Below are 26,609 nucleotides of genomic sequence, written 5' to 3' on the forward strand. Positions count from 1 at the left end.
GAGATCGGCGGTCGCGGTGGCGTAGGCGTACACGTCGCCCGTGCTCGGCACGACGGCGGTCCCAACCACCTTGTCGCGAACCGGATCGTCGAGCCGGATCTCGAGTGGACAGCGCTACTTGCGCAGCGCCTCGATGGCCGCGGCAAGCTCCGCGGGTGGCAGAGCGTCGGCGGCGCGCCAGGGCGGCATGCGCAGCGGCGAGGTCACGGGCTCCTGCAAGCGAGCGATGGCCCGGTCCTTGATTTCTCGCGACATGCCGTCCAGGTTCTTCACGTTGAACGCGGCGCGGCTCAGCGCCGGGTTCCCGCGACCGTCGTGGCAGCGCGAGCAGAGCTGCGTGAGCACGGTGCGCCCGCTCGCCCCCGGCCTCGGCACCAGGCCGACCTTCACCTTCGCGTCTGCGGAGAAGATGTCGCGCAAATCGAGCAGGGATTGTCGCGGGGCTGCGCCCGTCACCACGTCGAGGTAGGAGGTGGTCCGCGCCGCGCGGAGCGCAGGATCCGTCACGTCAGCGAGCGGGTAAGGCACCGGGATCGAATCACCCGCCAACGACACGGCGAACTGCTTCTCCCAGGTCGGGCTCGACGAGCTGGCCTTGACCTCGGCCTCGATGCGCGGGTCGAACGCGTTCGGCTGCGACGCCTGGCCCTCGGCGACGAGCAACGCCTCGAGCTGCGCGCCGCTTCCCTCGTCGATGGCATGCTGGATCGTCGCGATGGGGACGCCGCCGTACTGCGCGTCGAGCGCGTGGGCTCCCAGGAACTGCGGCGTGAGCACCCGATCGGACTCCGTGCGCTGCACGAACCGCTGCGGGAACCAGTGCAGCCAGGGGTTCTCCAGCTCCTGCATGCGCAAGATCTTCCTCGTGCCGTAGCCGTCGGGCTGGTGGCACGAGCGACAGTCGAACGACGTATTTTCGACGTCTTCCTCGCTGTAAACGCTGAACGCGGTCCAGCCGTGCTCGATCTCTTCGGTGAGCAGGCTCGCGAGATCGCAGCCAGCGTCGTAGTCACACTGCCGCTCGAACGTGAACAGGTAGAAATTGTAGTCACCGCTCGAGAGGTCGCGGCTCACGACCTCGACGAAGGGCTCACCGCGAACGAAGGCGACCGCGGTCATTTCAGCCGGCTTTTCGCGCATCTCGGTCACGCGCGGAAAGATGATGAGGCGCGGATTGATGGCGGAGACGGCCTTCTTCACGAGCGAGGTGGAGTTGCCGGTGAGAGCGAAGGCGCGATTTTCGTCGAGCTTCGCCGCGCTGAGCAAGCTGGCGAAGTCGGTGATGCTCGGCCGCGGCGTGGCGCACACCGCCTGCCAGAAGCTGTCGCCGCGCGGCGTCGCGCAGAGCGCGCGGTACTGCGCCTCGCGGCTGGGTAGGCCCCGCAGCTCCGGGTCGGGAGCGCTCACGGGCGGCAGCGCGTCCCAATCGGTCATCGCCTGGTCCGTGACGGCGCCCTCGGCGATGTCGCCGATGTCGCCGATGCACGCCGCGAGCAGCAGCGAAACAAGGCACAGGCTCGGCAGGCGTCTCACGCGAACCTCCTTCGGCGGGCGCCGAACGTCATCAACCCGGCCATGAGCGCGAACGCCAGGAGCGGCGCGTGACGGTCGCCCTGCCCGCCCGTCACGCTGCAGCCACGGCGCTCGCTCGGCCCCTGGCCCGCGCCGTCACCCTCGTTCGGATCCGGGTCGACGGTGCCGTCCAGCTGCTGCACGTAGGCGATGAGCTGCCCGAGCTCAGCTTCGCTGAGCGCGCTGGTGAAGGCGTGGCGATCTTCGGGATTGGCCGTGACGAGGACGTCGCGCAGCGTCGGCGCGGAGCCGTCGTGCAAGTACGGCGCCGTCTCCCACACGCCGTTCAACGTCGGCGTGTCGATGCCGAACAGCGGCTCCCCGGCGCGCATGCCGGAAGACGGCTTCACGGTGCCGACGTCGTGCAGCTTGCCACGCGCGCTGTCGGTCCCGTCGGGACCCGTGTGGCAGAAGCCACAACCCAGGCGCTGGAAGATGGCGCGACCCGCGACGCCGTCTTCGGTGAACGAGCCGTCGGCGTTGCGAAAGGGGCTCGGGCGGTGCGTGTCGAGCGAGCCGAGGAATGCCGCCAGCGCATCGAGCTCGGGGCTCAGGCCGGCCTTCTTGTCGCCACGCGGCGTGGCGACGGTCCCCGCGGCGAGCTGCTCGGCGCTGAGGAAACCCTTGCCGCCGAACAGGTCGCGGATGTTGTCGTCAGCGTCCTGGATCTCGTCGAAGCTGCCGCTCCAGTTGACGTTGCCGTGGCCCGTGCCGCGCCGTCCGACCAGCGAGACGGTGTTGCGAAGCCCCTCCCCCACGCTGCCGAAGTCCCAGACTCGCCCGTCGTCCGCGCCGTCGAAGTGACACGACGCGCAGCTGATGTAGCCCTGATCGCTCATGCGCACGTCCGCCGAGTTGAAGAACAGCTGCTTTCCGCGCAAGACCTGCGCGTCCAGCCTCTCCGCAGCGACGGTCGGAATGTCGGCCAGCTTCTTGGTGATGAGGTCATGCGAGCTGACGATGTCGGCGACGTCGTAGACCGCCACCGTACGGCTGAGCGATGCGTGCACGAACAGCTTGTCGGTCTCGGTCAGAGCCAGGCCGCGCGGAGCAAAGCCCGTCTCTTTCAGCGCGGTCACGAACTCGCCCGTGTAGGCTTCGCGAACCTCCACCAGGGCCGAGCCGGCCACGCTGACGAACGCATAGTCGCCGAGCGGCGTGAACACGACCTGGTTGGGTAGGTTGCGATCGTCCAGATCGATGCGCCGCGCGACATCCTCGACGCCCTCCGCCAGGTTCAGCAGCGCCACGAGCGGCCGCACCGTGTTGTCGTCGGTGAGCGCGAGCTGATCGCGAGATGGACCACGAAAGACGTTGTCCTTCTTGCCCGGCACCCACGCGAACAAGCCGTCGGGCGAGAGCCCCACCGAAAACAGGTAGTTCGGCAGGCCACGCCCTTGTTGATCCGTGTCCTCCGTCGTGGTGTCCGCCGCGAGCTCGAAGCGCGTGCTCACCTGGAAGGTCGCCGCGTCGACGCGCGCCACCTCGCCGTGACTGTCCTCGGAGATGAAGCGCGTGACGTAGATCTGCGAGCCGTCGTGCGACACCGAGACGCCTCGCGGCGTGCCGCCCAGCACCAGCTCGGCCACGACGGCGCCGCTCGCCACGTCCAGCTTCAGCAGCTCGCCGACCGCCATCAGCGTCACGTAGGCGGCGTCCCCGGTCGGGCTGATCGCGAGGCCCATCGGCTGCGACGCGTACGGCAGCATGACCTCGCGCTCCGCCGTCAACGACGCGGTGTCGATGATGGAGAGAGAGTGCGCGTCGCGGTGCAGCACCCACAGCTTGCCTTGCGCCGTGAGCGCGAGCCCGACCGGGCCGCGCAGCACTGGCACCTCCGCGAGCCTGGTCAACGCGTTCGCATCGAACACGCTCACGCTGTCGTTCTCGTAGTTGGCCGTGTAGATCCTCGCGTTCGGCTGGTCGTAGACCAGATCGGTCGAGCCCGCCGCGCTGCCCGTGACGAGCGGCCGGTGCACCGTGTGCACGAACGCGACGCTGGTGAACCCGACGTCGTCTTTGACCGTCGCCAGCACCGGGTAGTGACCGGGAGCAGCGTACGTGTGAACCTGCTGCACGTCGCCGACCGTGAACTCGGTGCGTGTCTCGTCCCCCATGTCCCAGCGCACCTGCACGGGGCCGACTGCGTCGCCGACCGTCAGGTCGAACGTGACGGCCTCGCCGAGGAGCGAGGGCACGCGCTCGGCGACGGTGGCCGTGACGGCGCGTGCCTCGGGCGTCCAGGCCGCCACCCCACAGATGCCTCCGAGCAGGCCGAGGAGCTTCGGCAGCGAGCGCATGGCTCAGGGACCCGTCGTGAACGTCGACTTGAACTCGGCCGCGATGCCGTTGCCGACGAGATCCTTCATGCCGTCCTTCGGCAGGACGACCTCGTAGAGGGTGTTCGGCATCAGGTCCTCATCGGGGTCAAAGTTTACGATGCTCATGTACAGGCCGAACTTGCCCTTCACCGGCGCGCCGCCCGCCGGTCGGACGATGAAGCTGCCCGGGTGAACCGTGGCGAGCTCGATGTTGTCGGTGAGGCTGAGACCGATGCGCGACTTCCTGGACGCACCCGTCGCCCCGCTCTTCGGCAGCACCGTGTCCACCGCCGGGGGCGTGGTGTCCGGATCCGTGGAGTGCGCGGCGATGACCATGCCGCGGTAGGGCAGCTCGTCGTCGGCCAACACCAGCAGGCTGCCGACCGGGATCGAGAACTGGTCGTCGCCGTTCTCGAACTCGAGCCGGCCCCAGATGCGATTCTCGATCGACATCCGCTGGATGTCGTGCACGTCGATCTTGGAGACGCCGGCATCTGGCCGCAGGTGACCCAGGAACAGGTGGCCGTCGGAGAAGCTCACGTACTCGGATCCGGCGGGGTAGCCCTTGGCCCTGAACGCCGAGTCGGGCAGCGTGGCGAGGGGTGAATTGGCCGAGCCGATGTCGGTGGGATCGGTCAGCACGTCCCACACGCGCAGCGGCGACTGCACGTAGACGTGCTTGCCGTACAGGCCGCAGATGTAGCTCTTGCTCGGGGTGATGAAGTCGAGCGCGACCGGGTTCATCGGATCGCTGATGTCCATCGTCGCGATGCCGCCGTTGTCCTTGGGCGTCGTGATGACGAGCGTATTGCCGACGGCCCACAGCGGACCGGCGCTTACACCGCCGAACTGCGAGATCGGGATCTTCTTGACGAACCGCACGTTCTCGGGATCCGCTGCGTCCAGGATGTGTAGGCCCGTGTTGGTGCCGCCGATGTAGATGACGCTGCCCTGCCAGTACATGCCCCACACGGAGTCGGTGAAGTCCCCATAGTTGATGCCCTCGAGCCGGACGAGCGTCACGTGACGAGGCGCGTGGGCGTCAGTGACGTCCCAGATGTCGACGCCGGCGCCCGCGGTGGTGACCTGGTAGAACTTGTTGTCGTACCGGGCGAGCGAGGTCTGGTGCGACTCCGCCTCGCCGACGCCCTTGGGCCCTCCCCTGGGATCGAAGCCAGGGCTCTGGATGCGCGAGAGCATCTTCGGATGGGTCGGATCGGCGATGTCGTAGAAGACGATCTCGGCGTTGCCGGCGCCTTGAACGTAGCCGTTGACGACGATCGGCTGGTTCTGGTGGTGGTCCTTCTCGAGCGTCGGCGACACAAGGCCGTCTCGCCAGTTTTGACGCGGCAGGTTGACCTTGTTCGCCGGCATTGGCATGTTCGGGATCTTGCCTTCCGGGGCGGTGATCATGTTCGGGTCAGCTTCGCCCGAACCGCCGCTGCCGGCCGTGGCGTCCCCGCCCGGGCCGCTCATGGAGCTGCTGCTCGTGGAGCCGCTGCTCGTGGAGCCGCCGCTCGTGGCTCCTGTCACCGGCATCGGCGCTGCGCCGCCACTGCCCGTCACCACGGTTGTGGTGTCGCCAGAGCTGCCGCCGTCATTTCCTTCCGGCGTTGGGCCGAGGTCGTCGCCGGAACACGCCGCGAACAGGGCGGCAAACGAAGAGATGCCGAGCCAACGCATATCTATCCTCTTCGCACGCATTCCTAACCTCTTCTGTAGCGTGTGGGCCATGACAGAGGGTCAACCTGCGGGAACCTGGAGCCGACGGCATCCACCGTGTTCCTGCGGACGCGCGGACGCGCGGACGCGCGTCGTGACCCCGTTCCGCGCAATGTGAACGTTCACATTTGGAATGTCAAGGCAGGCCCGACCGGCTGCACGCGTTTTGACGTGATCCGCTCCGGCGGCTCGATTACAGGCCCAGCTCGGTGGTGGGGGCGCTCGCGCTGGGCCATCGCCACCGCGGGCGGCGGCAGGCGCGCGCTCGCGGCGGACCTGGTCAGATTTCTAGTGAGACCTCGACTTGCAGAACCGTTACACTACGGGCGACGCGCTCTTGGATCAGCGCGCGGAGGAGCGAGTATGAGTCGCGACAGGGGCGAGCGGACATCCGGACCGCGCGGGCGCGCGGGCGCGGATGCAGGGAGCACGGCGGGCGGGCATCGCCAGCTCGACGGGACCCCCGCTCCGGGTGGGGTGTCCGTGCACATCGATGACGGCATTGACTACAAGGCAGAGTGCGGGGCGCTGCGCGCGCGCGTCGAGGAGCTGGAGAATGAGCTGGCCAGTCGGCGCGGCGAGATCGGGCGCGAGAGGGGGTTGGTCAGCGCGGCAGCGGTGTACCTCGACCCTCCGTTCGCGCGGGGCGCCACGCAGGTGCCGGCGCTGATCCACTGGCGCCTGGATGGCACCGTGACGCGCTGGAACGACGCCGCCGGGTGCCTCTTCGGCTGGAGCGAGGGCGAGGCCGTGGGCCGCCGGCTCTCCGACCTCGTGGCCGGGGATCCGGTTTCGCCCGAGGAGGTGCGGGCGTTCAACCACGATCCTGGCGAGAGCCTCTTCGCGACGACCACGAGCGCGGGCAGGACGAGAGAGGGAGACGCGATCACCTGCCGGTGGACCTACGCCGTGCTGCGCGACGGGCGAGGCGAGGTGCGAGAGATCGCGGCCATCGTGGACGAAGGCGACGATCCGCGGCAGCGAGAGCGCCTGCTGCACGAGCGCTATCAGATGGTCCTGCAGCTCGTTGACAACTCGCCGAACGTCATGTTCATCAAGGACGCGGAGGGGCGCTACGTGTTCCTCAACCGCCATTATGCGCGCGCTATCGGGCGGCACGTCATCGAGTTTCTCGGCAAGGACGAGCATGAGTTCGGCGCCACGCCGCCCGGCGTGGCCGAGATGATCGTGGCGAAGGAACGCGAGGTGCTCGCGAGCGGCCGGGCGTTGCAGTACGAAGAGGTCCTGGACTACGGCAGCCAGAATTACTATTTCTTCACGGTCAAGTTCCCGGTTCGCGACGAGCGCGGCGAGCCGATCGGCGTCGGCGGCGTCGTGCGAGAGGACACCGACCTGAGGCGCGCGGAGGCGGAGCGGGCCGCGCTGCAGGAGCAGATCATCGCCGCACAGCAGGAGGCACTCCGGGAGCTGTCGACGCCGCTCATCCCGCTCGCCGACGGCGTCCTGGCCATGCCGCTCATCGGGACGGTGGACGGTGCGCGCGCGGGGCAGATCATGGAGACGCTGCTCGACGGGATCAGCCGCCAGCGCGCCCACACCGCGCTCCTGGACATCACAGGCGTGCGCGCCGTCGACGCGCTCGTCGCTGACGCGCTGACGCGGACCGCACGCGCCGCCCAGATGCTCGGCGCGCGCGTGGTGCTCACGGGCATCCGCCCGGAGGTGGCGAGGGCCCTGATCGAGCTCGGCGCAGACCTCTCCGGCATCGTCACGCTGGGCACCTTGCAGAGCGGCATCGCCCACGCGCTGCGCCCCACGGCGCGCTCGCGCGTTGCCCGGTGAAGCGCGCCCCGGCGGCATGGCAAAGAAAGCCAGCCGGCGCTCCGCCCTCAGGATGGCTACGTCAGGTTCGTGAGCGGCCCGGTGCAGTGCCGCGGGTCGCCGAACGTTGTCCGGTCGTCGCCGAACAGGTTCAAGATCGAGACGAGCAGATCGTTGTGCGGGCGGTTCGGGTACCGGACCCAGCGTCCGGTGCGCAGGCCTCCGCCGCCGCCGGCCAGCAGGAACGGCATGTTCGTCTTGGTGTGACTCGGCGGATCCGAGAGCTCGGACCCGAAGAAGACGACGCTCTCGTCGAGCAGCGAGTGTCCACCCATGTCGACCTTCTCCATCTCCTGCAGGAGGTAGAGGTGCTGTTTCGAATACCAGTTGCAAATGCGCTCGCACTCGTCCGGCCTGAAGCCGCCGTCGTGCTGGTAGAAATGGTGGTGCTCGGTCAAGTTGAGCCAGGGGAAGGTGTGCTTCGCCTCGGTGTCGCTCCACTGCAGCGTGCCGACGGCGGTGATGTCGCAGGCGAGCGACATCACCAGCATGTCCATCATGAGCTTACCGACCTTGGGGATCGCCGCGTCGGTCGAGGTGTCCTTGATCGAGCCGGTGTCGGAAGAGTTGAGCCCCGTGCGCGGGTTGTAGTCGGACGTGTCGACCCTCTCCGGCGCCTTGCACGCGCTCGTCTCGACCGGCACGTTGTTGAGGCTCATCTCGATCTCGCGGATCTTCGTCAGGTGCTGGTCGATCTTCTGCCTGTCGGCGGCGCCGAGCCGCGCGGACAGGGCGGAGTAGCGCCCGTCGAGGAAGTCGAGGATCGATCTCTTTCGCGCGAGGCGGCGGGCGGCTTCGTTGCCGGCGCTGGGATCCAGCGAGCCGAAGAGCTCGGTGAAGATCTCCATCGGATCGAGGCGCGGCGGGATCGGCTTGAACGGCGCGGCGTTCTCGAAGTTCGCGGCGTTCATCGGCGACAGCAGGCCGTGGGACTTGCCCGTCGCCCAGCGCACCGCGATCTGGATGCTCGCCTTCGCCTTGATACCGGCGGAGATCTGGGAGGCGATCACCTGATCGACGGACGGCCCGTTCCCGTAACCGCCGTTCGGGGAGCCCTCCTGAGGGCTGCCCGTGAGCCAGGCGATGATGCCGCTCTGGTGCTGCTCACCGCGCGCGCTCTTCATGTCGAGGCCGTCGACGACGAGCAGCCGGTCCTGCACCGGCGCGAGCGGCGACAGGATGGGGCCCAGGGTGAAGCTCGTCTCGCTGCCGGTCGGCCGCCAGCGATCGATCACGGTCCCGCCCGGCGTGTAGATGGCAAGGAAACGCTTGGCGGGGGCGGGTTGCGCGCGCGCCGTGCGTTCGGGGCCCATGATCTCCAGCCAGGGGAGCGCGATGGCGATGGCGCCAGCACCGCGCAGCATGGCACGTCGGCTCAAACGAAACTTGGGCATGACCATCACTCCTAGCGGGCAACCGTGATGTAGTGGAAAGCATCCGTCTGTGTGAGCTCGATGAGGAGCTGCTTCACGTTGTACCCGGACGCCTTGAAAGCGGTCGATATCGCCTGCTTCGTGCAAGCGTCCTCGGCGCGCAGGGTGAGACCGTAGCCGTACTCGGCCCAGCGCGTCGCGAAGCAGCCATGCACCTGTTCGGCCTCGGCGAGCTTCTTCACCAGCTCGGTCGGACCGCTCACCGTGCCCGGCGTGCCCGGGAGCGAGCCGCTCGCGTCGATCGTGACGTCGTTCTCTGTCGCGCGGAACAGCCCGACAGCGTCGTAGTTCTCGAACGTGAAGCCGACCGGATCCATGTACTGGTGGCACGTCACGCAGACCGGATCCTGGCTGTGCTGGCTGAAGCGCTCCCGCGCCGTCGCGCCGGTGTACGGATCCGGCGGCTTCACCCGCTCCAGGATGTCGCCGGTGGGGAGCGGGATCTTCTCACACATCAGCTTCTGGAGCACGAACGAGCCGCGGACCACGGGGTTCGTGGTGTTCGAGTGCGTCGTCCCGGCCATCACCCCCGCCTGGGTGAGGAGCCCGAGGCGCTGGGTCGTGTCGAGCTGCACCTGTTGAAACTCGTCGCCCGTCACGCCGGAGACGCCGTAGAACGCCGCGAGAGGTCCATTCATGAACGTGTACGGCGCTGTCAAGATGGACGCCCAGGTGCCGGTCCCCTCGAAGATCTCGTGCTCGAGGAACCGCTGCGTCTCCTCACGCATGAGCGCGCCGATCGCTCGAGAGAAGGTCGGGAACGCCTCCGCGTTCCGCTCGAGATCCGCGAGGTTGCTGATGGGGAGCAGGTTGTCGAAGAAGAACCGGATCGTGGTCCGAGCCCGAGGGTCTTCGAGCATGTGCTCGGCTTGCGCGCGCACGCCCTCCTTCGTCGAGAGCTCACCTGCCCGCGCCGCGATGCGTAGCTCCTCGTCCGGCATCGTGCCCCAGAGCAGGTACGAGAGCCGCGTCGCCATCTCGTCGCCCGTGGGCCGGCGAAGCTCGGGGTGCTCCGGGTCGGAGGTGCCCCATTCGATGCGGTAGAGAAAATCCGGCGATTGAAGCAGCGCCTCGATCACCGTCGCGATGCCGGCGTCGAACGTCGCATCCATCCGCCCGACGCTGTACAGCGCGAGGAGCTCGTCCGCCTCGCCGGCGGCGAGCGGCCTTCGATAAGCGAGCGGCGCGATCCGCTCGACGAGGGTGCGCGCGCACGCTTCCTCGCTCTCCGCGCTCACATCGCCCGCGCAAGGGGCGAGCTTCGCGAGCGCCTCCCGGGTGGCGGTCGCGCGCCGGGCGACGCCCTCCGCGACGGTGCTCAGCTGCTCGGCCAGCAGGCTCGAGACCGACAGCGCGTCCGCGTCATTGCCAAAGCCGTTTCCGACATCCTCGCTCGGCAGCGAAAAGGCTGGCTCGGTCGTGTCACCGAAGAGGTCGCGAACCGTCTTGTTGTACTCGAAGCGCGTCAGCCGCCGCAGCGGCGCTCGCCCGGGGTGCACCGCGCCGTCCTCGCAAGCGCGCGGGTCCACCGTGGTGGGATCGTCCCTGGTGGGATCGTCCGTGGAGTCGTTGGTGCGAGTCTCGCCCAGGTTTCCCGTGCAGCCACTGGCCAGGATCAACGCTATAGAAACAGCTGACCGAGAGCCTGTGAGAGGACGCGCCCGCTCATGTTCTGAGGGCCTAGACATGGTTCTCTCTCTTCGCCCGCTGTGGGCACGCTGAGTGGAGTGTAGGCGGGACCTGGTGTTACCCTCGCCCGTGTCGCGATAGATGAATCTTTTGACGGTGGCGGTGGATCTGCTCTCGTTCTCGGCTCCGCCTCCACCCTGTACTGCCCACCCGGCGCACCGATTCTGACTCTCATGAACTCGTTCACTGGGAGCCGAACACCGTCGATCGGCATCGCTTCCGCGACGACCGAACGAGCGGAACCGGCGCCAAGATCAACCCGATGACGGAGGTCACGGTGCGCATGACGACCCGTTCGTAACGAAGCGAAAGGATACCCCTGGCCGCAATGTGAACGATCACATAAGCGGTGTCAACTGCCATCCGTCGGCCCTCGCGTATCCTCGATCCCGAGGGAGGACAGGGCTCCTCCGGAGCGCCGCGTCAAGCGGGCGGGCGCTGGACCGAGGTCGTCGCCGGACCGACGAACTCGATGCTGATCAGCGCATCGACGGCTGGCGCCTCGTGTGCGCGACGTCTGGAGCGCGCTCCGGCGACGCTCGGTCAGGACCGCGATCGAGGGCAGCCGCACGCGGTTCATTTTGTTCGACCTCGAATATGTGAACGCTCACAATTTGCTGGCCGGGCGTCGGCCGCTCAAGGCGCTCAGCCCTGCGAGGGGCGCCGCGGCGCCAGCATCCCGCTGGAGTCCCTCTCGCCCACCACCCCCGCCACGTGCATCGACCGCAGGGCGGCGATGATCTCCGGCGTGACGAGCGGCCCGCCGGGGGCATAAGACGGCGCCAGCGGCTTCAGCGGCACCGGGAGGAGCTCGGTGACCCGCGCGCCGATGGCCCCGCGCGACGCCGCGTGCCCCTCGCGCTCGGCCGCGTCGCGGAGCGCCCGCGCGAAGTCCGCCGCCGTCGGCCAGCGCGCGTCGCGATCGCGCTCGAGCGCCCGCGCCACGGCGGCCGTGACCGCCTGACCCACGCCCTCGCGCTCCCTCGAGAGCGGCGGCACCTCGCGCCCCAGCACGGCGTGGAGGATCGACAGCATGCTGCTGCCGACGAACAGGCGCCTGCCCGCCAGCACCTCCCACGCCACGACCCCGAGAGAGAACACGTCCGAGCGCCGATCCAGCGGCCGCGCGTGCGCCTGCTCCGGCGAGAGATAGCTCAGCTTCCCCTTCACCGTCCCGGTCTTCGTCCGCGTCGTGCGGCGAAGGGCGTACGCGAGCCCGAGATCGCAGATGGACGCCCGCCCGTCCACGCCGACAAGGACGTTCGACGGCGAGATGTCCCGGTGGATCACCTGGAGCAGCTCCCCCGAGCTGTCGCGCGCCTCGTGCGCCGCATGCAGCCCCTCGGCCGCCTGCGCGATGAGATCGAGCGCGTCGCCGACCCCGATCAGCTCGGGAGGTCGGGTGAGGTGTTTCAGCGTCACCCCCACGACGAGCTCCATTGCGATATAGGGCGCGCCCCCCTCGCCCAGACCGCAATCGAGGACCGGCACGAAATTCGGGCTCGCGACGCGCGACGCGATGCCCGCCTCGTCGAAGAGCATCGCCGCATACACCGACTCGTACCGTAGATCGGCGCGGATCCTCTTCACCGCGACGAGCGGCTCGCGCTCGATCTCCGCGTCCTCCCCGCTCCCGCCGCCCGCCCCCTCGACGGCCGCCGCGCGGGCGCGACGGGCGATGTAGACCTCGGCCATGCCACCCACAGCGAGCTGCACAAGCAGCTCGTAGGGACCGACAGTGCCCAGACCCGACGAATCCATGCTCGATACTCTGGGCGGTCAGTTATCACGTCAATGGAAATCCATCAACCCGGCCATTTTACGCGCCGTCGCCTTCGTTCGTCCTTTTCGTCCTTCTGCTGCTGCTCGCTGCCGCGCTCTCACGCTTGCGCCGGGCCGCGGGCGGCGAGCGCCCCGCCGCCCGCCCGCTCGGGCTCGTCGCTCCGCTCGACGTGCTCGGCCAGCACCCGCTCGTCGGTCTCACCCACCGAGCGCAGCCAGCGCGCGGCCGCACGGTGGCCGGCGGCGCGATCGCCGTCCGTGAGCATCCCGTAGGCGGCGTCGCGCACGAGGGCGTGACGGAACGTGAGCTCCTCGTGCCCGGGGTAGCGCGACACGCCCCGCCGGGCGACGAGCTCCTCCGACAGCAGGCTCTTCAGCCAGCGATCGAGCGACTCGGCCGACGTGCCGGCGCCGAGCAGCTGGCGCACCCCCTCCGGCCAGAAGCTGCCGCCGAACAGGCTCGCCGCGCGCAGCGTGCGCCTCGCCTCGGCCGGCAGCGCCTCGATCCGCGTGTGCATCAGCGCCACCACCGTGGGCGGCAGGTCGCCCCGGCCCTCGGCGCGCGCGCGCATCAGCTCCTCGAGGAAGAACGGGTGGCCGTCCGCGTGCTCGACGAGCCGCGCCGCCTCGGACCGCGCGAGCTCGTCCCCGAACACGCTGCGGACGAGCCGCTCGGCCGCCCGCGGGCTGAGCGCGCCGAGCTTGATGTGCTGCACGCCGCGCGGAACCCACAGCCCGGGGAACGTCTCCATCACGCTGTGGCGCGCGAAGCCGAGCACGAGGAGCGGGCGATCCGAGAGCGCCTGCAGCGCCTCGTCCAGCACCGAGACCGAGGCGTGATCGCTCCAGTGCATGTCCTCGAGCACCACGACGACCGGCCCCTCGCCGCACCGCGCGGCGAGCCAGTCGAGCACGGCGCGGCGCGCCTGCTCGCCCAGGAGGACCGCGTCCCCCCGGGCGAGGTCGAGCTCCGGATCCGGATCGTCGAGCGGCGTGCCCGCGATCTCGCCGAGGAACCACGCGATGCGCCGCGCGTCCGCGGCCGGTACGGCGCGCGCCACGTGCTCGCGGATCTTGCCGCGCCGGGCCTCGATCGCCTCGCCGGGCAGGCAGCCGGCCGCCGCGAGGACGATCTCGCCCAGCATGCCGAACGGCGCCCCCGCGCCGATCGGGTCGCCGCGCGCCACGTAGACCGACGCGCGCGCGTCGACCTCGCGCACGACACGGACGAGCTCGCAGCGCAGGCGCGTCTTGCCGATGCCCGCCTCGCCGAGCACCAGCGCGGCGCGCGCCACGGGCTCGTCGGCGCTCTGCTCGAAGAGGCCGCGCAGCATCGCGAGCTCACGGTCGCGCCCGACGAACGCGGTGACGCGCCCGAGGAGCGTGCGATCCGGCTCCGTGCCGTCGCGCTCGCCCTTCAGCAGGAACGACGGGCCGTCGCCGATCACCTCGAAGCGCGGGGCCGCGAGCCCCGCCGTGACCTCGTCGATGCACACGTCGTCCCCGGCCTCGCGCAGCCGGGCGACCGCGCGGTCGATGACGTCGCCCGCGGGCAGGCGCTCGCCCACCTGCGCGCGGCCCGTGGCGAGCGCGACCGGGCGCCCGGGCAGGCGCGCCTTCATCGCGAGGGCGCACTGCGCGGCGCGCGCCGCGAGGTCGAAGGCGACCATCGGGCCGGAGCCGCCGCGGCCGGTGAACGCCTCGTCGGCGTGCGAGGACAGGAGCACCATCCGCGTGCCGCCGGCGAGCCGCACGCGCTCGCCGCCGAACGCCTCCGCGACGTCCGAGACGACGCGCTCGACGCCTCGATCGCTCGCCGGCTCGGGGTCGGCGGCGCCCACGTCGACGAGGACGACGCTGATGAGCCGCCGCTCGTCGCCCGTGACCGACGCCGGCGCGCCGTCCCCGCCCTCGCCGGGCGAGCGCGCGAGCAGGGCGCGCATCTCCGCGAGCGCGGCCGCCGCCGCGCGGCCGCCTTCGGGGCGCGCGGCCGGGTCCTTCGCCAGGAGGCGCGCGACGAGCTCGTCGAGCGAGGGCGGCACCTCGGGGCGTCGATCGGCGAGGCGCGGCGCCTCCTCGAGGAGAATGCGGCACATCTCCGCGAGCGGGTCGTCGGCCGCGAAGGGGCGCTGCCCGGCGATGCTCTCGAAGAGCAGCACCCCGAGCGCGAAGACGTCGGCGCGCGCGTCGACCTCGGCGTCGCCGCGCGCCTGCTCGGGCGCGACGTAGCCGAGCGACCCGACGAGCGAGCTGGCCTCCGTGACGAGGGTGGTCGACGCGGCCGCCCGCGCGACGCCGAAATCGAGCAGGACCACGCCGTCGACCCTGCCGTCGCGGAGGAGCACGTTGCTCGGCTTGAGGTCGCGGTGCGTGATCCCGAGCGCGTGCACCGCGGCGAGCGCCTCCGCGATCTGGTGCGCGACGAGCAGCGCGTCGGCGACGGGGAGCGGCCCCTCCTGGAGGCGCGCGTCGAGCGTGATGCCGTCGAGCCACTCCATCGCGAGCCACAGGGCGCCGTCGTCGCTCGTGCCGTGCGCGATGTGCTGGACGATGAGCGGGTGCTGCACGGCCTCGAGCAGGCGCGCCTCGCGCCGGAAGCGGGCCGCGAGCTCCGGGAGCGCGACCTTGAGCGCCACGGGGCGGCCGGTGAGCTGGTCGGTCGCGCGGTAGACCGTGCCCATCCCGCCGGCGCCGGCAAGGCGGTGCACCTCGAACCGGCCTGCGACCAGCGTGCCCTCGCGCATGGCGAGAGCTTATCCGAGAGCCCCTGCCACGTCCGCGGTCCGCGCGCTCGGTGGTGACGGTTCGGGGTGTTTGTTGTACGCTGTGCGCGTAGACGCCCGGAGGACCGCGCTTCGCGCACAGGACGCCTTCTCGGGTCGGCGGCTCGGCGGATTGGAGAGGGACCCCCGATGAACCCCGGACAGCACGTGACGAGCACGCTCAGGCTGGCGCGCGAGCTCGGGAAGGGGGCGATGGGGAGCGTGTGGGTGGCCGATCACCTCGCGCTCGGGACGCAGGTGGCGGTGAAGTTCATGTCGCCGGCCTACGCGGACCAGAGCGGCTTCGTGGAGCGCTTCCGGCGGGAGGCGATGGCGGCCGCGCAGATCAAGAGCCCGCACGTCGCGCAGGTCTTCGACCACGGCGTCATGCAGGAGGGCGTGCCGTACATCGTGATGGAGCTGCTCGAGGGGGAGGACCTGAAGAGCCGCATCCAGCGGCTCGGCGCGCTCCCGCCCGTCGAGGTCACGACGATCGTATCGCAGACGGCGAAGGCGCTCGGGCGGGCGCACCAGCTCGGGATCGTCCATCGCGACATCAAGCCGGACAACATCTTCCTGCTCGACGTCGAGGGCGAGGTGTTCGTGAAGGTGGTCGATTTCGGGGTGGCCAAGCGGGTCCAGGGCGCGCCCCAGGGCGACCTCGGCATGACGTCGACAGGGAGCGTGCTCGGCACGCCGCTCTACATGAGCCCCGAGCAGCTGCTCAGCGCGAAGCACGTCGATTTCCGCGCCGATCTCTGGGGGCTCGCGGTGGTCGCTTACCACGCGCTCACCGGGCAGGTGCCGTTCGTCGGCGAGACGCTGGGCGCGCTGTCGGTGGTGCTTCACACAGGGATCTTCACGCGGCCGAGCGCGCTGAGGCCGGAGCTCTCCCCGGCGCTCGACGCCTGGATGAAGAAGGCGCTGGCGCTCGATCCCGCGGCGCGCTTCGGGTCGGCGCGGCAGATGGCGGAGGCGCTGGAGCACGCGGTCCTCGGGCTCGCGCGCACGCCGTTCACGAACGATCCCTCGTCCAGCGGAGATCGGGTGAGCCACGGGGTCGCGCCCGGGAGCGCGTCGCAGCCGGTGCTGTTCGGGGCGCCGACGCCGGTGCCGTCGGCGCCGGGCGCGCGCCTGTCGACCACCGGCACGCCGTCGTCGGCGCCGGGCGCGCGGCTCTCGACCACCGGCACGCCGGGGCGGACGCTCGCCGGCATGGCGACCTCGGGGACGGACGGGTCCCGCAGATGGGCGCCGGCGATCCTGGCGGCGGCGCTCGCCCTGGGGGCAGCCGTGTCGGTGGGTGTGTTCCTGGTGACGAGGCGGTCGCCCACCGTGGAGGTGTCCCCCTCCTCGGACGACCCGGCCGCCCGGCAAGCCGGGCCGGGCGCAGCGCAGCCGGCTGGGCCCGCTGTGCAGGGCGCCGCGGCGGCGCCGGCCAGCGCCACAGCGCCGGGGCAGGCCGAGCCCGCTGAGACCGGGACGACCACCACGGCTGCGCCTGCGAAGGCGGCCACGGCGGAGGCCGTGGCCGGCGCGAAGGCGCCCCAGGCAGGCGCGAAGGCGCCCCAGGCAGGCGCGAAGGCGGCGACGAAGCCCAGCGCGACCTCGGTGCCACGCGGCGTCACGGACGGCCGCGGCCGGGTCACACCGCAGGGGACGACAGGTCGCCCGGCGGCAACGAGGCCGCCGCCCCCACCGCTCGAGGACACGATCGGCTTCTGAGGCGGCCTTCGCCCTGCCGCGCTGCTCCAGCCGCTCCGGGCGACCTCGAACGCCGGCGGATGCCACCGAACCGGCCAGACGAGACCTCCTGCACGGCGTTCTTGCGCCATGCGCTTGCAAAACGTGGAATATCGCGCGGCGCGAGCGAGCACTTGGCATCGGAAGACGAGGCACAGTGGGCGCAGTGCGGCATCCCGCCTCGCTCACCCTCTGTGCGGGCCGCGAAAATCGGCGCGATCGCATTGCTGCAAGAGAATTTCGAACTGGCATGGACCGTGCGGTAGCCGTCGTGGGGGCCCGGAGCGAGGACGCGCTCACGCGAAGGAGGTCTCTTCATGGCGAAGCTCGTAATTGGCCTGGTACAGACGCGCGACGAGGCGGAAGCCGCGGCGGAACGCATCATCGACTGCGGCTACACGCGACAGGAGGTCAGCCTGCTGATGACCGACGCGACGCGCCACAGGTGCTTCAGGGTTCCGGACGGAACGCCGCCGGCGCACACGTTCGGCGCCGCGATCGCGATGAGCGCCGTGGTTCCCGACCTCGAATTCGTGGTGGCCGGCCCGCTGGCCGCCGTGGTGGCGAGCGCGGTCTGCGCCAGGATCACCGGCGGCCTGCGCGAGATCCTCATCACCGCCGGCGTCCCGGAGCGCTGGGCGGAACGCTACGAAGCCGGCGTCAAGCAGGGCAGGATCCTTGTGAGCGTATTCGCTCACAGCGAACGAGAGGCCGGCGTGCTTCACAGGGTCCTTGAGGACCCCGACATGTACCCGGTCCGCCCCGCGAGCCCCGGACGCCCGTCGTACCACACGTTCATCTGAGCGAACCGCGCGCAGCCCGGCGCCTCACCTCCGCAGACGTGGGGTGCCGGGCGCGCCGTGTGTCGAGCTCAGCCCCCCAGGGACCTGAGCCGCGCGCGCAGCATCAGCGCCCCGATGAGGTCTTCCTCGGCGTCGCTCCGGCGCGACCAGCCCAGCGCGAGGTAGCGCAGGAGCTCGCCGAACGTCGGTCCGGCCGGCGCCGCGCTCGTGCCGCCGCGGACGACCCAGAGCTGCTCGCCGTCGGCCTCGAGCGCGACGATCGCCCGCTGGGCCGCGCCGCCGCCGAGCGCCGAACCCGAGAGCCGCGCGATCGGATAGAGCTGCCGCGCCGCCGCCGCGTCCCAGCCGGGCTCGCGCTCGTGGCTGCAGAGCTCGTCCTCGCGGAGGAAGCGCAGCGTGCCCTCCACGGCGCCGATCGCGAGCTCCCTGTAGAGGTCCTCCGGATCCGCCGGATCGGCCCAGTCGTAGGCGCGCGCGAACGCCGCGTACGTGGCCGGCGGGGCGACGCCGCGGACAGGCGGCGGGGGCGCCGCCGGCACGCCGCGGCCGTCCTCGCGCCGGAGCACCCGGTTGAGCCGCTTGACCTCGTCGGCGATCGACCCCGGCCCCGGCTCGACGAGGCGCACCTCGACCCGGCGCTCGGGCGCGAAGAGGCCGCCCATGAGCGCGCCGAGCACCGGGGCGCCCAGCTCGGCCGAGAGGAACGTCGAGCCGCGGTGCGGCCGGATCGCCCGGTCCGTGGCGTCGCGCTCCTCCTGCGCGGTCGCGGCGTCCGGGAGGTCGATGTCGACCGCGACGAGGTCGCTCCGGTCGGGCGTCTCCACGCCGGCCTCGAGGCCCTCCTCCCCTTCCCTCGCGAAATGGCGGACGAACCCGCTCGCCTCGAAGCGCCAGCCGTCGTCGTGGACGACCTCCTCCGAGAACACGAGCACGAAGATCGTCGCCCCCGGGTGATCGAGCTCGGCGGCCGCGTCGAGCACGGCGACGGGTGGGGAGAGCTCGTCCTCGAAGAGCTCGACGAGGTGGTCGAGCTCGTCGCCGCCACCGGCGGGCTCGCCGCTCGCGTAGTACGCGGCGCAGTACCCGGGCACGCCCGGGAGCGGCGCGACGAACAGGCGCGGCGAGGCGACACCCCAGCCGCCGAGCGCCACGGCAAAGCCCTGGGACAGCGCGCGGTCCGGGATATCGGCGGGTCGAAAGATCAACGCAGCGAACGTGGTGGCCATGGGGCGCCCAGGGTAGCCGATCGCCCACCCGCGGCCGGTGTCCGACGCGCTCCGCGCGCCTTCATGACCGCTTGCTCAAGTTCTCCGTGGTTCCCCGGGGGGCGAGCACGGTCCTCCGAGAGGATCCCGCCACCCGCGGCCGGGCGCCTGCCGGGAAACCACGAAGAGACCTCCGGAGCAGAGAAACCGGATGCCAGGCCGCGCCGGCGAGCCGCTGCGCGCCTCGCGGCGGCCTTGGACGCGGCGCGGCGCATCGGGTAGAGGACCCTCATGCTCGGTCAATCCACCCTGTCCGTCGGTGAGATCGCCCCTGACTTCACCCTGCAATCGCAGCGGCGAGAGGCGGTGAAGCTCTCCGATTTCCGGGGCAAGAAGGCGGTCGTTCTCTTTTTCTATCCCAAGGACGACACCCTTGTATGCACCGCGGAGTCGTGCGCGTTCCGCGACCATTACGACGCGTTCGCGGAGGCCGGCGCCGAGGTCATCGGCGTGAGCGCCGACTCGGAGGGATCCCACGAGCAGTTCGCGCAGAAGCACCGCCTGCCCATGACGCTGCTCAGCGACCCCGGCGGGCAGACCGCGGCGCGCTACGGCGTGAGGCCGCTCTTCGGGCTCCTCCCGGGCCGCGTGACGTTCGTCATCGATCGCGAGGGTGTCGTTCGACATGTCTTCTCCTCCCAGCTCCGCGCGGCGAGGCACGTCGAGGAGGCGCTCGCCGTCGTGAAGCGGATCGAGGCCTCCGGCCGCGGTTGACAGGCGCCGGGAGCGGCGCCCGATCTCCACCCGTCGCCCGTCGTTGACGCCCTCGAGAGGGGCGTTATGAACCCACACGGCGGGGCCATCGCACGCCTCCGCCGGGGGGAGGCGACGATGAAGAATGGATTGTGGACGACAGCGACGCTGGCGGCCGCCGCGATGGGTTTTTCCCGGCCGGGGGCCGCGGCGGACGCGCTCTCGCTCCGCCGGGTCGTGCTCTCGACCGGCGGCGTCGGGTATTTCGAGTACGAGGCGCGCGTCCGCGGCGACGCCGAGCTCGCGCTCGAGGTGCGGCTCGATCAGGTCGACGACGTGCTGAAGAGCATCGTCGTCTACGACGAGCGCGGCGCGACCGGGAACATCACGCTTCCCGGGAGGGAGCCGCTGCGCGATCTGTTCCGCGAGCTCCCGTTCGACGAGGGAGCGCTCGAATCCGAGGCCGCCCTGCTGAACGCCTTGCGCGGCGCCGAGGTGCGGACCCGGGGGCCCGAGGGGGCCATCGTCGGGCGGATCGTCTCGGTCACGGCGGCGCAGGTGGCGCTGCCGGGCGGCGGCTCGGAGGACCGGCACCGGCTCGCGCTGATGTCGGAAGGCGCGCTGAAGCAGGTCGTCCTGGAGGAGACGGGCGGCGTGGAGCTCGTCGAGGAGCGCCTGCGACAGCAGGTCAGCGCGGCGCTCCTCGGGCTCGCGAGCCGGCGTGAGCGCAACCGCCGCGAGCTCGTCGTGCGCACGGCCGGAGAGGGCGAGCGGGTCGTCCGGGTGGCCTACGTCATCGAGGTGCCGCTCTGGAAGACATCGTATCGGCTGACCGTGCCGGAGGACCCGCAAACGACGACCGCCGCGCTCTCCGGGTGGGCCATCGTGGAGAACCAGAGCGGCGGCGACTGGGACAACGTGGATTTCACCCTGGTGTCGGGCAACCCGGTGACGTTCCGCCAGGCGCTCTACGAGATCTACTATGTGTCCCGCCCCGAGGTGCCCGTCGACGTCGCCGAGCGGGTGCTGCCGCGGCTCGACGAGGGCGCCGCGGCGCTCGCGGCCAGGGCGGCGCGGCCCGCGCGCGCCCACGCCGGCGCGGCCGCCGAGGCGCCCCCCGCGGCCGCCGAGAAGGGCGAGCCGGAGCGCGAGGAGGCGGCGACGCAGGTCATGTTCCACTTCCCGGCGCCCCTCACGATCGCGGGCGGGCAAACGGCGCTCCTCCCGATCGTCGAGCGCGAGGTCCCGGCGGAGCGCGTGGGGCTCTACAAGCGGGAGGCGAGCGCGCGCAGCCCGCTCGCCTCGGTGCGGCTGCGGAACGACGGCGACACGAGCCTGCCGCCCGGCGCGATGACGGTCTACGAGCGCTCCGCCCGGGGGGTCGTCACCTACGTGGGGGACGCCCGCCTCGCGCCGCTGCCGCCGGGCGAGTCGCGGCTCGTGAGCTTCGCCGTGGACCGGAAGGTGCGTATCGATCGCGAGGAGCGGGCCGAGGAGGCGTTCTCGCGCGCGCGGATCCAGGGCGGTATGCTGGAGATCGTCCGGACCGCCCGCAAGGTGACGGTCTACACGATCGTGGGCGCCGCGCGCGAGCCGCGCGTCGTGCTCATCGAGCACCCGCGCCTCGCCGGCTGGGAGCTCGCCGAGCCGAAGAAAGGCGTCGAGGTGACGCGCGACCGCTACCGCATCCGGCGGGAGGTGGCCGCGGGCGAGACAGCGCGGCTCACGGTCGCGCTGGAGCAGCCCATCTCGCACACGATCGCGCTCACGAGCCTCTCCAGCGAGCAGATCGGGGTGTACCTGTCCTCGCGCGAGATCCCCGAGGCGCTGCGCGCGGTGTTCGCGCGGATCGCGGAGCTCAGGGCGACGATCGAAGGCCGGCAACGCGCGCTCTCGACGCTGGAGTCCGAGCTCGCGGCGCTGCGCGGCGAGCAGGAGCGCGTGCGCGAGAACCTCGAGGTCGTGCCCGCGGGGAGCGCGCTCCACGAGCGCTATCTCAGGACGCTCAGCGAGCAGGAAGACCGGATCGCGGCGGTGTCGGCGAAGCTCCCGGGCGCGCGCGAGGCGGTGGCCGGCGCCGAGCGGGCGCTCGCCGACTACGTGCGCGACCTGTCGCTCGCGCCCTAGCGCCGCGCGCCGAGCCGAGCTGCCCGCCCGAGGAGACGCTGTCCGTCGCGCCGCCAACGAACAGCGTCTCCTCGAATCGCCGAGGCAGTGGGCTTTAGGCGCTATCGAGCGTTCCGGGGCCATGTCGTGTCCCCTGGGTGCAGCAGCGGCAAGAGCCGAGCCCGTCTCCGGCTCCGCCGGCCGGCGCACCACCGCGCGAGCGGCAACGAGCCTATCCGCAGATCACAGCGTGACGCCGCGCTACAGCGTAATGATCCGCTGTCACGACAGATGTGCCGCATCGCAGCACCGCGAGCACGAAATCGGTGCTGCTTCCTGTGTAGCCGCCGGGCGCGCTTCGGGATAGAAAAGACGATCTTAAGGAGTCATCGACATGAAGAGAAGCGTGAACGCAGTGCTCTCCCTGTCCGCTGCCGTGGCGCTGCTGTGCCTCGGCACGCCTGCCGACGCGACGACGGCCGTCCTGCTCTCGCGCGAGGACCTCGTGCGCAAGTCAGCGACAGTGGCGCGCGTGACCGTCGGCCAGTCGTACGCGACGGAGTCCGACGACGGGAAATCGATCGTGACCCGCACCGAGCTCACGATCACTCAGCCGCTCAAGGGAGGCGAGGCGGACAAGGGGGGCGTGAAGGTGATTGTGCTGGAGCAGGTCGGCGGGACCTACAACGGCAAGACACAGCGGCTGCTGGGCGACGCCAGGCTCTCGCAGGGCGAGGACGCCGTGGTCTTCCTGCGCCCAGGCGACAAGGGGCGATGGCACTTCACGGCGCTCGCGCTGTCGGTCTATCACGTCGACACGAAGGGTCTGGCGCGGCGCAGCCTCGAGGGGCTGCACCTCGTCCAGCGGAGCGGGGGCGCGCTCGTGCCCGTCAAGGCGCCCGCCGAGGAAGTCGAGCCCATCGAGAGCCTCATGACGGACGTGGTCCGCATCGCGGGAGTGAAGTGAGGTGAGGCGCCCCGTTGCCCTCGCCGCCTTGCTCGGCGCCCTCTCGTTCCACGCCGCGGTCCCCGAGGCCGCCGCGTGGACGCCGGTCGATTCCAGCGTCCCCCGCTGGGGTCAGCTGCCCGTCAGCTACTACATCAACAACGCGTCGATCCCGAGCTCGATCGCCGGCTTCGCCGTCGCCCGCGTCGAGTCCGGGTTCAAGGCGTGGTCGAGCACGGGGTGTTCGGAGTGGCAGACCAGCCTCCTCGGTGACACCACCGATCGTCACAACTACAACGACCGCAAGAACGTGTTCCACTGGGTCAGCGACTCCTGGCCGAACATGCTCGGCGACGTCAACTCGGTCATCGGCGTCACGATGCCGGCCTGGGGTTTTGACGGCTTCATCGGCGACGCCGACATGGTCTTCAACAACGTCGGGTTCTGCTGGAACGACACCGGCAACGACGGCTGTGTCGACACACAGTCGATCGCCACACACGAGGAGGGACATTTCCTCGGCCTCGGCCACTCCAGCGAGCGGAGCGCGACGATGACCCCGTACTACGTCGTCGGCGCGTCGATGCGCACGCTCGAGGACGACGACGTCGAGGGCGTGTGCACCCTGTATCCCATCGGCGAGACCATGACCACGAGCGTCACGACCGCCACGAGCGCCACGAGCGGCGGCGGCGACGGCTGCGATAGCTGCTTCAACGGCTCGCTCGCGGACACCTGCAGGCCGCAGTATGACGCCTGCGGCGCGTCGACCTCGTGCCGGGCCTTCGCCGGCTGTTACGCCGACTGCCAGGACAACGCCTGCGTGGAGCGCTGCATGAGCGATCATGCCGCGGGCGCCAGCATCTATATCCGCATCATCGAATGCATGTGCAACGACTGCTCGACGGAGTGCACCTCCGAGTGCGCCGGCTTCGAGGGCGGGGGCGGCAGCGGAGGAGGCGGCGGCGGAGGCAGCGGCGGCGGGGGCAGCGGCGGTGCCGGCGGAGCGGATGGGAGCAGCACGTCGACCTCATCGACCGGCGGCGAATCGACCGCGAGCGCGACAGCGAGCTCGTCGGTCGCCTCGGGCAGCGGCGTGGGCGGCGCCGACCCGCCGACCGAGGACCCGCCGGACGACGGGGGGTCCGGCGGCGATTCCGGGTGCTCCTGCTCGACGAACGGTCGATCGGCCGATCTCGGAGGGCTCGTGCTCCTCGGCGTGGTCGCCGCGCTGGGTTCGCGCCGGCGTCAACGCCGAGCGCCGCTCGGTCGCGGGTAACGCTCCTCCCGGGGGAACCACGCCCGGTGGCGCCGTCCCTGCTCGCGGTGCGCGCGTCGAGGATCATCCCACCGAGGCGCCGCCGCTCGCGCTGATCGAGGACCCTCGATCGCGCGTGGGCAAGGCGGGGCGTCGGCGGCCAGTCAGCCACGCAAGAACGACGTAGGGCGCGCATGTCGCGCGCGGGGCGTGTGCCGAGGTGGCCGCGCGCTGGCCGGCCGTCCTGGCCGGCTGAGCGGCCACACCACGGGACGACGACAGACCGACCCGCCGCGTGCGCCGAGAATTCGGGGCACGGCAGCAGGCCGAGATTTTGCACTCTCTCCAGCCAGGTCCCGACGCTCGCAGGAAGATCAAGGCGAGCTCGGCTCAATCTTGGCCCACGCATGTGCGCTAATGTAGGCAAACGTGGGAAGAGGTCAACGTGCGAACCCTGGCTATCACGGTAATAACGCTGCTCGGCGTCGCGGCCTCAGGCTGCGGCAGTCATTCGGACGCGGAGGTGGGCGAAGCTCGAACCGTCGAGATTCGCGAGGTCTCCGGGGAGATGTCCGACCCCCCGCAGGTCGCGGCTCCGCAGGCGGAGGCCGCGGCTCCGCAGGTGGAGGCGGAGGTCGCGGCTCCGCAGACGGAGGCCGACGGGCCGCTGGCCGATCCCACGACGAACGAGGCGCCGGTCGCCCTGCCCGGATGGACCGAGGGGTGCCCGGGCGGGATGGTGAGGGTGGAAGGCGAGTATTGCCCCGCCGTGGTGCAAGAATGCCTCGAGTACCACCCCGAGTGGACGAAGCGCCACGGTGAGCCGGGTGTGGCCGCCCGATGCGTGCGTTTCCGCGAGCCGTCGCGGTGCGTCGCCAAGAAGAACGAGAACCTCTCGTTCTGCATGGACCGGTACGAGTACCCGAACGTTCCGGGCGAGCTGCCGCGCACGCTGACCTCGTGGGAGCAAGCCGCCGATCTCTGTGCGGCGGAGGGCAAGCGGCTGTGCACCGAGGCCGAGTTCAACTTCGCCTGCGAAGGCCCCGAGGCGCTGCCTTACGCCTACGGCTACCAGCGGGACGCCGAGACGTGCAATCAGGACCGAGACTACCGCTTTCCGGACCACTCGCAGCGGCTGCTCCACTACGAAGCATGCCAGCAGAACGAGCGATGCGCCGCCGAGCTGTCACGCCTGGACGGCCGCGAGCCGGCCGGCGGACGCGCGGCGTGCGCCTCGTGGGCAGGCGTCTTCGATCTGAACGGCAACGCCAACGAGTGGGTTGTGCGCACCGATCAGAAAGCCCCTTATCGCAGCGGGCTCAAGGGCGGATGGTGGGGTCCGGTCCGGAGCCAGTGCCGCCCGATGACGACCTTTCACAAGGAAGACGACTACGGCTACGAGGTCGGCTTCCGCTGCTGCTCGGACGTCGAGCCGCAGGCGACGTAGGACCCGCGGGTCCGTGGTGGCGACCTCGCCTTCTGACTGACCGCAGACGCGAGCAAGGGGACGAGCTCTCACGGGGGTCTGCGGGCCCCGGCGAGCTGCAAGGCGCCGGCGGCGACTCCTGGTGCAGGCAGGAGCCAGCTCCGCGGTCAGCTGATGTGCGCAGGCCGCAAGGCTGATGCTCGAAGATCTCTGTGTCCCCTCTCGCGGACCGACCGTACGGCGTGATAGAGGTGGCGGCCCGGGGAAAGCTCGCACAAAGCGAGGCGCGCACGCGCCTTGCTCAGGGCCCCCGCGAGCGGCGCACACGCCGCCAGGAGGCTTGAGATGGACGAGAGAGTTGAGCGGTACGTGGATATGGGGGTGGCGCTCGGGGTGAGCGTCGGCGCGAAGATCGTGGGCGCGATCCTGGTCTGGATCGTCGGCCGGATGATCATCCGGGGGGTCCTCGCGGTCATGCAGCGCAGCACCACGCTGAAGAAGCTCGACGTGACGCTGGCTCATTACCTCGAGTCGGCGACTTCGGTGCTGCTGAACATCCTTCTCGTCATCGCGGTGCTCAGCGTCTTCGGCGTCGAGACGACCACCTTCGCCAGCCTGCTCGCCGCGGTCGGCATCGCCATCGGCATGGCGTGGTCCGGGCTCCTCTCGAACCTCGCGGCGGGCATCTTCATGGTCCTCCTGCGCCCCTTCAAGACCGGCGACTTCGTGACGGCCGGGGGCGTGACGGGCCTGGTGCACTCGATCGGGCTCTTCGCGACCACGCTGGACACGCCCGACAACGTCCGCACCATCGTGGGCAACGGCAAGATCTTCAGCGACACCATCCAGAACTACAGCACGAACCCGCTCCGCCGCGTCGACTGCACCGCGCAGCTCGCGCACGGCGCGGATCACGAGGCGGCGATCGCGCGGCTCAGGGAGCGTCTCGCGCTCATCCCCAACGTGGTGAAGGAGCCCGCGACCACCGTCGAGATCCTGGAGTTCAACCTCGCCGGCCCCGTGCTGGCCGTCCGGCCCTTCTGCGTTGGCAATCATTACTGGGACGTCTACTTCGCCACCAACAAGGTCATCCGCGAGGAGCTCGGCAAGCTGGGGCTCCCTGTCCCGAGCCAGCACGTGCACATCAACCAGCTCGCGGCGACGTCTCCCCCGCGTAGCGCGGGCGCAGAGGCGCACCCGGTGGCCTGACGCCGCTGCCGCTCGATCGCGCGCGGGCTGCCGCGCG

General features: G+C 70.7%; 17 protein-coding genes. 9 read left to right on the top strand and 8 right to left on the bottom strand.

The annotated features are described in order from the left end of the window. Window positions 1–114: 114 nt before the first annotated feature. Genes WME75_RS24365 through WME75_RS24375 form a run of 3 tightly spaced genes read right to left on the bottom strand, consistent with a single transcriptional unit; the run spans window position 115 to window position 5,576 of the window. Window positions 115–1,533, bottom strand: a complete 1,419-nt coding sequence (locus WME75_RS24365) for a hypothetical protein (RefSeq protein WP_437475774.1) — start codon at window positions 1,531–1,533, stop codon at window positions 115–117. Beyond that, entirely contained in the window at window positions 1,530–3,872 is a 2,343-nt protein-coding gene (locus WME75_RS24370; RefSeq protein ID WP_437475775.1) for a PKD domain-containing protein, read from the bottom strand. Before WME75_RS24370 ends, WME75_RS24365 begins: the two co-directional genes overlap by 4 nt. A gap of 3 nt (window positions 3,873–3,875) precedes the next feature. Continuing rightward, window positions 3,876–5,576, bottom strand: coding sequence for an Ig-like domain-containing protein (locus WME75_RS24375; protein ID WP_437475776.1), 1,701 nt, complete (start codon window positions 5,574–5,576; stop codon window positions 3,876–3,878). 402 nt (window positions 5,577–5,978) lie between these two features. Between WME75_RS24375 and WME75_RS24380 the strand changes: the two genes are divergently transcribed. Next, on the top strand, window positions 5,979–7,418 hold the full coding sequence (locus WME75_RS24380) for a PAS domain-containing protein (protein WP_437475777.1): 1,440 nt from the start codon (window positions 5,979–5,981) through the stop codon (window positions 7,416–7,418). Window positions 7,419–7,474: 56 nt separating this feature from the next. On the opposite strand, the gene WME75_RS24385 is transcribed toward WME75_RS24380, so the two are convergent. The 4 genes from WME75_RS24385 to WME75_RS24400 all read right to left on the bottom strand — a co-directional run bounded on the left by WME75_RS24385 (window position 7,475) and on the right by WME75_RS24400 (window position 15,105). After that, window positions 7,475–8,821: a DUF1552 domain-containing protein gene (locus WME75_RS24385; RefSeq protein WP_437494913.1), complete on the bottom strand. Its 1,347-nt coding sequence runs from the start codon at window positions 8,819–8,821 to the stop codon at window positions 7,475–7,477. A gap of 41 nt (window positions 8,822–8,862) precedes the next feature. Continuing rightward, window positions 8,863–10,419 (bottom strand): DUF1592 domain-containing protein, encoded by a 1,557-nt coding sequence (locus WME75_RS24390; protein ID WP_437475778.1) that lies wholly within the window; start codon window positions 10,417–10,419, stop codon window positions 8,863–8,865. Window positions 10,420–11,224: 805 nt separating this feature from the next. Then, window positions 11,225–12,340, bottom strand: coding sequence for a serine/threonine-protein kinase (locus tag WME75_RS24395; protein ID WP_437475779.1), 1,116 nt, complete (start codon window positions 12,338–12,340; stop codon window positions 11,225–11,227). Window positions 12,341–12,459: 119 nt separating this feature from the next. Beyond that, entirely contained in the window at window positions 12,460–15,105 is a 2,646-nt protein-coding gene (locus tag WME75_RS24400) for a protein kinase domain-containing protein (RefSeq protein ID WP_437475780.1), read from the bottom strand. 168 nt (window positions 15,106–15,273) lie between these two features. Between WME75_RS24400 and WME75_RS24405 the strand changes: the two genes are divergently transcribed. Further along, the gene (locus WME75_RS24405; protein ID WP_437475781.1) at window positions 15,274–16,848 is read left to right on the top strand and encodes a serine/threonine-protein kinase; all 1,575 of its coding nucleotides are present in this window, start codon (window positions 15,274–15,276) and stop codon (window positions 16,846–16,848) included. 335 nt (window positions 16,849–17,183) lie between these two features. Then, window positions 17,184–17,669 carry a hypothetical protein gene (locus tag WME75_RS24410; protein ID WP_437475782.1) on the top strand — a complete coding sequence of 162 codons (486 nt, stop codon included), beginning with the start codon at window positions 17,184–17,186 and terminating at the stop codon, window positions 17,667–17,669. 68 nt (window positions 17,670–17,737) lie between these two features. Here the strand turns inward: WME75_RS24410 and WME75_RS24415 are convergent, their stop codons facing one another. After that, complete coding sequence (locus tag WME75_RS24415) at window positions 17,738–18,895, bottom strand: hypothetical protein (RefSeq protein WP_437475783.1); 1,158 nt, start codon at window positions 18,893–18,895, stop codon at window positions 17,738–17,740. A gap of 270 nt (window positions 18,896–19,165) precedes the next feature. On the opposite strand from WME75_RS24415, the gene WME75_RS24420 reads away from it, so the two are divergent. From WME75_RS24420 to WME75_RS24445, 6 genes are all read left to right on the top strand, one after another. Then, window positions 19,166–19,648 (top strand): peroxiredoxin, encoded by a 483-nt coding sequence (locus WME75_RS24420; RefSeq protein ID WP_437475784.1) that lies wholly within the window; start codon window positions 19,166–19,168, stop codon window positions 19,646–19,648. Between the two features lie 117 nt (window positions 19,649–19,765). Continuing rightward, window positions 19,766–21,754, top strand: a complete 1,989-nt coding sequence (locus WME75_RS24425; protein ID WP_437475785.1) for a DUF4139 domain-containing protein — start codon at window positions 19,766–19,768, stop codon at window positions 21,752–21,754. Between the two features lie 373 nt (window positions 21,755–22,127). Further along, window positions 22,128–22,700 carry a hypothetical protein gene (locus WME75_RS24430; protein WP_437475786.1) on the top strand — a complete coding sequence of 191 codons (573 nt, stop codon included), beginning with the start codon at window positions 22,128–22,130 and terminating at the stop codon, window positions 22,698–22,700. A 1-nt stretch (window position 22,701) separates the two neighbouring features. Further along, window positions 22,702–23,958 carry a matrixin family metalloprotease gene (locus WME75_RS24435; RefSeq protein ID WP_437475787.1) on the top strand — a complete coding sequence of 419 codons (1,257 nt, stop codon included), beginning with the start codon at window positions 22,702–22,704 and terminating at the stop codon, window positions 23,956–23,958. Window positions 23,959–24,505: 547 nt separating this feature from the next. Beyond that, a complete protein-coding gene (locus WME75_RS24440; RefSeq protein WP_437475788.1) occupies window positions 24,506–25,384 on the top strand; it encodes an SUMF1/EgtB/PvdO family nonheme iron enzyme in 879 nt (292 codons plus the stop codon). Between the two features lie 324 nt (window positions 25,385–25,708). Continuing rightward, window positions 25,709–26,572 (top strand): mechanosensitive ion channel family protein, encoded by an 864-nt coding sequence (locus tag WME75_RS24445; protein WP_437475789.1) that lies wholly within the window; start codon window positions 25,709–25,711, stop codon window positions 26,570–26,572. The last annotated feature ends 37 nt before the right edge of the window (window positions 26,573–26,609 follow it).

The organism is Sorangium sp. So ce1014 (assembly GCF_051521505.1).
In the GTDB taxonomy this organism is placed as follows: domain Bacteria; phylum Myxococcota_A; class Polyangia; order Polyangiales; family Polyangiaceae; genus Sorangium.